The sequence below is a fragment of the Mycolicibacter senuensis genome (assembly GCF_003284925.1).
Lineage (GTDB): Bacteria > Actinomycetota > Actinomycetes > Mycobacteriales > Mycobacteriaceae > Mycobacterium > Mycobacterium algericum_A.
Map to the genome: position 1 here is coordinate 1 of NZ_QMEX01000187.1, position 6,133 is coordinate 6,133.

The window sequence follows — 6,133 nt, forward strand, 5'->3', positions numbered from 1 at the left end:
TCATCTGGCACGACGAGTTCGACGGCCCGGCCGGTTCCGCGCCCGACCGATCGAAGTGGACGATCTCCAACCACCGCACCCCGATCCGCCGCCCGGTCGGCTGGGACCGGCCGGAGTACTTCTACCAGTACCGCGACAGCCGCCAGAACGTCTTCCTCGACGGCAAGTCCAACCTGGTCATCCGTGCCACCCAGGAGGGCAACACCTACTTCGGCGGGCTGGTGCACGGTAATTGGCGTGGCGGTATCGGTACCACCTGGGAAGCCCGGATCAAGCTGAACTGCCAGACCGCGGGCTGCTGGCCCGCGTGGTGGTTGTCCAACGACGACCCGGGCCGCGAAGGCGAGATCGACATGATGGAGTGGTACGGCAACGGCGAGTGGCCGTCCGGCACCACCGTGCACGCCAACCCCTATGGCACCGCGTTCGAAACCTTCGCGTTCCCGGTCGACGGCAACTGGCACAACTGGCGCGTCACCTGGAACGCCAGCGGCATGTACTTCTGGCAGGACTACGTCGAGGGGATGGAGCCCTACTTTTCCGTCCCGGCCGTGGGCATCGAAGACATCGAGGAACCGGTCCGCGTCTGGCCTTTCAACGATCCGGGCTACACCGTGTTCCCGATCCTGAACCTCGCGGTCGGCGGTTCCGGGGGCGGGGACGCGCGGCAGGGGTCCTACCCGGCGGACATGCTGATCGACTGGGTGCGCGTCTTCTAACCGGCGTTCTGCCGTGCCGCCGGCACCGATCGATGGCACCATTCGAAGATGCCCGAGATCAATCGACGCAGCCTGATGCTGACCACCGGGATCGGGATGCTGGCCACCGCGATGCGCATCCCGGAGGCGTGGGCGCGGCCGTCGCCGGTGCACCCGCTGCCCGCCGCGCCGGCCCAGACCTACCTGTTCAGTGACGAGTTCGACGGCCCCGCCGGCTCCGCCCCGGATTCGGCGAAGTGGATCGTGGCGCGAGCCCGCGAATCCATGAAGGACCCGACCTTCTGGGAGCGGCCCGAAAACGTCGGGCAGTACCGCGACGATCGCCGCAATGTGTTCCTCGACGGCAAGTCCAACCTGGTGCTGCGGGCCGCCAAGGACGGCAACACCTACTACAGCGGCAAGGTCCAGAGCCGGTGGACCGGCGGTATCGGCCACACCTGGGAAGCCCGCATCAAGCTGAACTGCCTGACGCCCGGCGCCTGGCCCGCCTGGTGGATGGGCAACGAGGATCGCGGCGAGATCGACGTACTGGAGTGGTACGGCAACGGCAACTGGCCCTCGGCGACCACCGTCCACACCAAAGCCAACGGGGCCGAATGGGCCACCCAGCAGATCGCGCTGGACAGCGCCTGGCACACCTGGCGGTGCCGATGGGACGACGACGGCATCCGGTTCTGGCGCGACTACGTCGACGGCGCCGCGCCCTACTTCACGGTCCCGGCGAACTCCATCGCCGACTGGCCCTTCAATGATCCCGGCTACCAGGTGTTCACGGTGCTGAATCTGGCCGTCGCGGGTTCGGGCGGCGGCGACCCCGGCCCGGGCAACTACCCGGCGGAGATGCTGGTCGACTGGATACGGGTGTTCTAAGCGGCGGTGTGCTGGTCGAGCCAGGCCACACCGTCTTGCGCCGCCCGGGACAGCGCGCCGCGCTCGCCGAAATATCCGGCGATCGCCCCGATCCCGGGCAGCAGACTGAGCCGCTGGTAGAGCTTCTTCGGGTGCGGGCGCTTGGCCGCTTCCTCGAAGGTCGCCCGCAGGATCCCGGCCAGCTGCCAGACGGTCCGGGTGATCACCACCGGGGTCGATGAGGTGACGGTCCGCAGCGGCCGCCAGCCCGGCGGCGGTGTTTCGGGGAGCGGCTCGGGATCCGGCGGCGGCGGCACGTCGAGGTCGTCGGGAAGATCCCGCCGGCACAGCACCGCCGCGAGCAGCCGCACCTGCTCGCGCCGGTCGGTGACGCCGTACTCGCGGGCCAGCGCACACAGCACGATGGCGTGATTGACGAATCCGGCCAGCTCGCCGACCGGCACCACCCGTGCCAGCCACCCGAAGACGCGCGGCGAGGCCACCACCACGGTGTTCAGTGCGCCGACCCGGTGCACCCACCAGTGCACGCGCTCATCGCGGCTCATCCGTTCCCAGGCGGCGGTGCCCGGCAGGTCGGCGGCGTTCATCAATCGCGCGCCGGCGTTGAGGGCACGGTCGGCGTTGCTGGGCCCGCGGCCGGCCTCGCGGCGGCGGCGCTTCAGCCGCCGCCGGCGAATCCGGTCGGCCAGCCCGCGCGGCGGGCTGAGCAACCGGCGCGTGCGCTTGCGCAGGCCGATCGGATCGGACTGCGCAAGCAGGTCGAGCAGCGGGTTGATGACGGCCACCGCGCGACCGAGGGCGTCGGCGACCTCGGCATCGGTGAGGGTGGCGTGCGGCTTCGGGAAGAGACCCATACCGGTGATTGTCGTCTGGTCAGCCGGCCCCGGGGAAGGTCGGGGGCAGCAGTCCGTGCAGCGCGACCACGGCCAGTCGGCGGGCGTGTTCCTCGGTGAGGGGGCAGTGACCGGTCATGCGCCGGAAGATCAGCGGCCCGAACAGCACATCGATGACATCGTCGACCGCGATGTCGGCGTGCACGTCGCCGCGGGCGACGCCTCGCTGCCACAGCTCGGTGATCGCCGCGCGTCGAGCCTCCAGGAAGTACTCGCGGAAATACGCTGCGCCCGCGGCATCCTCGACGCAGGCGGCGAGCAGCTGCGCGAACACCTCGCCCCGGGTGCTGGCATAGAACGCCGAAACCCGCACCATCTGCTGCGCGAGGTCACCGCCGGTGCTGCCGGTGTCCGGCAGCGGCAGAGCCTGGGCCATGAGCAGTCCGAAAGCCTCGGCTGCCACCGCAGTCCGGGAGGGCCAGTGCTTATAGATCGTGGCCTTGCTGGCTCCGGACCGGGCCGCGATGGCATCAACGGTGGCGACGGCGTAACCGCCCTCATCGAGCAGTCCGGCCGTCGCGTCCAAGATGGCCTGGTGGATGCGGTCGCTGCGGGCGCCGGTGGGCCGGACGAAGCGGTACTCGCCGGACGCACCGCCGGTGTCAGGCGACAACGTCGAAATCGGTCGATTCCGAGACGCTGCGCCACTGGGCCAATTCGGCTTGCACGTGGGCGATCTTGGCCTCCACCGCCGCGATGGTGTCGTTGCCCAGCTGCAGGCGCACCGGAGGCCGCTCGGATTCGACCACGTCGATGATGGCCGCAGCCGCCTTGACCGGGTCGCCGGGTTGGTCGTGGTTGCGTTCGCCGGCGGTGACGCGCATCTTGCCGGCGGGGCCGTCGGCGTAGTCGTCGATGAGGTTCTGCTGGATCTGCAGGCTGGACGAGTCGAGGAAGTCGGTGCGGAAATAGCCGGGCTCCACGACCATCGCGTGCACGCCGAGCGGTTGCAGTTCGGCATGCAGCGCCTCGGAGATCGCTTCGACGGCGAACTTGGTCGACGCGTAGACGCCCCAGCCCGGGGAGCTGGCGAAGCCGCCGATCGAAGAGATGTTGACGATCGTGCCGGAACGCTGCGCCCGCAGCAACGGCGTGACCGCGCGGGTGACGGTCAGCAGGCCGAACACATTGGTCTCGTAGACGGCACGGACCTCAGCATCGGTCGCCTCCTCGACCGCCCCGAGCAGTCCCCGGCCGGCGTTGTTGATCAGCACATCGATGCGCCCGAAGCGCTCTATGGCTGCCGCCACGGCCTGGCGGGCTTGCGCCTCATCGGTGACGTCCAGCGCCACGGCCAGCAGATTGTCGTGGGGGCCGAGTGCCTCGGTGACGGCGGCCGCTTGGCGCGCGGTCGCGACGACTTGATGGCCGCGGTCAAGTAGATCGCGGGCGATCTGCAAGCCGAACCCCCGGGAAGCTCCGGTGATGAACCAAACGCCCATGTCAGCATCCTTCCTGGAACTAAACTGTACGGCTAGTTTAGTTCTGCGGCCCAAGGTGGGCGCAAGGGCTGATTTTCCAGCCACCCGAAGGCCGCTTTAGCTCCACGGCGATCCGCGGTCGAGGCGCGTGAAGGCGAGTGCCGCCGAGGTCGCGTTTCCGAACCCTTGAGATTCCGGCCGTAGGAAGCGGCCGTCTGCCCGCCGCAACGGCGGTCCGTCGACCTGCTCAAACGTGGAGCCGATGACGGGAATCGAACCCGCGTTCTCAGCTTGGGAAGCTGATGTTCTGCCATTGAACTACATCGGCATTGCTGCGCTAGCAGGCTAGCACCTGCGGCTCGACCGGCAGCCAACGATCGCGCCGAGCGGGCGGAATCGTCGGCGGAACCGCCGACAAGCCGATCAAACCGCACCGTCGGCGCGGCGGGCGATGCGCCAGCCGAGCGGATACGCTCGTCCGGTGCTGCTCTCCGATCGTGATCTGCGGGCCGAGATCGCCGCCGGCCGGCTGGCCATCGACCCCTTCGACGACGCCCTGGTCCAGCCGTCCAGCGTGGACGTCCGCCTCGACAATCTGTTCCGGGTGTTCAACAACACCCGCTACACCCACATCGATCCCGCCCAGCAGCAGGACGAGCTGACCACGCTGGTCGAACCCAAACCCGGCGAGCCGTTCGTGCTGCACCCCGGCGAGTTCGTGCTGGGCTCCACCCTGGAGTGCTGCACGCTGCCCGACGATCTGGCCGGCCGACTCGAGGGCAAGTCGAGCCTGGGCCGCCTCGGGCTGCTGACCCACTCCACCGCGGGATTCATCGATCCGGGCTTCTCCGGGCACATCACCTTGGAGCTGTCCAACGTGGCGAATCTGCCGATCACGTTGTGGCCGGGTATGAAGATCGGCCAGCTGTGTCTGCTGCGGCTGACGAGTCCGGCGGAGCACCCATACGGCAGTACGCGAGTAGGGTCGAAATATCAGGGCCAGCGCGGGCCGACGCCGTCCCGCTCGTACCAGAACTTCATCCAGTCCGGTTAGCCCTTCGGCTGTGCCAGCCGCCGCGTGGCTGCGATGAAGCCGGTATCGGCTGGCCCTGCGGGGGTGCGGCCCTCAGTACTGGCCGATCAGCAGTGGGTGGAGGTTAGCTGTGGACATCGTTCTCGGGGTATCGGTAGCCCCCTCGACCGTCCGCATGGTCCTGGTGGAAGGCGAAGGTGCCGACGGGGTCACGGTGGAGCACGACGACTTCGAGGTCGGCGCCGACACCCAAAGCGCGCCGGAGCGGGTGGTCTCGGCGATCCTGGGCACCCGCGAGGGTGCTCGCGAGGGCGGCTATCAGCTCAGTTCGACCGGGGTGACCTGGAGCGACCCGGCCGAAGCCACCGCGCTGCGCGAGGCCCTGATCGGGCACAAGGTCGAGAACGTGATGCTGGTGTCGGCGTTCCTGGCCGCCGCCGCGCTGGCTCAGGCGGTGGGCAGCGCGACCCGCTACGCCCGTACCGCCCTGCTGTTCGTCGAGCCCGACGCCGCCACCCTGGCGGTGGTCAACTCCGATGACGGCGAGATCACCGAGGTCCACCGGCAGCCGCTGTCGCCCGACGACGACAGCGCGGTCGGTGAGTTGACCGAACTGGTAGCCGGCGCGCAACGGCTGGAGTCGCGTCCCGACGGGCTGTTCGTGGTGGGGTCGGGCGGCGTCAATGTCGCGATGATCAAACCGGAGCTGGACAAGGCCAGCCCGCTGCCGGTCAGCGCGCCCGAGGAACCCGACATGGCGTTGGCCCGTGGTGCGGCACTGGCCAGTGCGCACGCCCCGCTGTTCGTGTCCTCCACCCGGGCGGTGGCCTGGGCACAGGACCCCGGCACCGGCTCACTGGATCCGGCGGTGATCAGTTCCGGGTACGCCTACATCCCGGCCGAGCCGGTCGACTACAACGCCACCGCCGACATCGAGCCGCTGGCCTACAGCGCGCTCCCGGACTACGCCGACAGCGGCTATCTTCCCTCGGCCGCCCAGCGCGTCGTCGACCAGTCGGAGCTCGTCGACTCCCGGCTGCTGGACTTCAGCACCGGAATGCAGCAGCGCGAACGCAAACCGATGCTGGTCACCGGCGGCGTCGCGGCGTTGTTCGTGGTCGGGGTGCTGGCGTTGGCGGTAGCGCTGGCGGTGGGCATGCGGGCGGCCAACCACCACGGTCCCGACGTGCGCGCCAA

7 protein-coding genes and 1 tRNA gene are annotated in these 6,133 nt (G+C 69.2%); 4 read left to right on the forward strand and 4 right to left on the reverse strand.

The features are described from left to right. Together DQP56_RS22060 and DQP56_RS22065 are read left to right on the forward strand one after the other, a co-directional pair. Positions 1-719: glycoside hydrolase family 16 protein (locus DQP56_RS22060; protein WP_205868955.1), on the forward strand; the 719-nt coding region annotated here is incomplete at its 5' end. A 48-nt stretch (positions 720-767) separates the two neighbouring features. Continuing rightward, positions 768-1,589, forward strand: a complete 822-nt coding sequence (locus tag DQP56_RS22065) for a glycoside hydrolase family 16 protein (protein WP_112689078.1) — start codon at positions 768-770, stop codon at positions 1,587-1,589. Here the strand turns inward: DQP56_RS22065 and DQP56_RS22070 are convergent. The 4 genes from DQP56_RS22070 to DQP56_RS22085 all read right to left on the reverse strand — a co-directional run bounded on the left by DQP56_RS22070 (position 1,586) and on the right by DQP56_RS22085 (position 4,231). Further along, positions 1,586-2,443: a hypothetical protein gene (locus DQP56_RS22070; RefSeq protein WP_112689080.1), complete on the reverse strand. Its 858-nt coding sequence runs from the start codon at positions 2,441-2,443 to the stop codon at positions 1,586-1,588. The two genes, DQP56_RS22065 and DQP56_RS22070, sit on opposite strands and share 4 nt — an antisense overlap. A 19-nt stretch (positions 2,444-2,462) precedes the next feature. Then, positions 2,463-3,095 carry a TetR/AcrR family transcriptional regulator gene (locus DQP56_RS22075; protein ID WP_112689082.1) on the reverse strand — a complete coding sequence of 211 codons (633 nt, stop codon included), beginning with the start codon at positions 3,093-3,095 and terminating at the stop codon, positions 2,463-2,465. After that, the gene (locus DQP56_RS22080) at positions 3,085-3,924 is read right to left on the reverse strand and encodes an oxidoreductase (protein ID WP_112689084.1); all 840 of its coding nucleotides are present in this window, start codon (positions 3,922-3,924) and stop codon (positions 3,085-3,087) included. The genes DQP56_RS22075 and DQP56_RS22080 overlap by 11 nt, the downstream gene beginning before the upstream one ends. A gap of 233 nt (positions 3,925-4,157) precedes the next feature. Then, positions 4,158-4,231, reverse strand: a tRNA-Gly gene (locus DQP56_RS22085). 153 nt (positions 4,232-4,384) lie between these two features. Between DQP56_RS22085 and dcd the strand changes: the two genes are divergently transcribed. Continuing rightward, positions 4,385-4,957 carry a dCTP deaminase gene (gene dcd, locus DQP56_RS22090; RefSeq protein ID WP_112689088.1) on the forward strand — a complete coding sequence of 191 codons (573 nt, stop codon included), beginning with the start codon at positions 4,385-4,387 and terminating at the stop codon, positions 4,955-4,957. A gap of 109 nt (positions 4,958-5,066) precedes the next feature. After that, positions 5,067-6,133: DUF7159 family protein (locus DQP56_RS22095; protein WP_133259002.1), on the forward strand; the 1,067-nt coding region annotated here is incomplete at its 3' end.

Bases quoted from the DNA above. Each gene is read 5' to 3' on its own strand.
- DQP56_RS22065 (WP_112689078.1), top strand. From the start codon at position 768: ATGCCCGAGATCAATCGACGCAGCCTGATGCTGACCACCGGGATCGGG.
- DQP56_RS22070 (WP_112689080.1), bottom strand. From the start codon at position 2,443: ATGGGTCTCTTCCCGAAGCCGCACGCCACCCTCACCGATGCCGAGGTC.
- DQP56_RS22080 (WP_112689084.1), bottom strand. From the start codon at position 3,924: ATGGGCGTTTGGTTCATCACCGGAGCTTCCCGGGGGTTCGGCTTGCAG.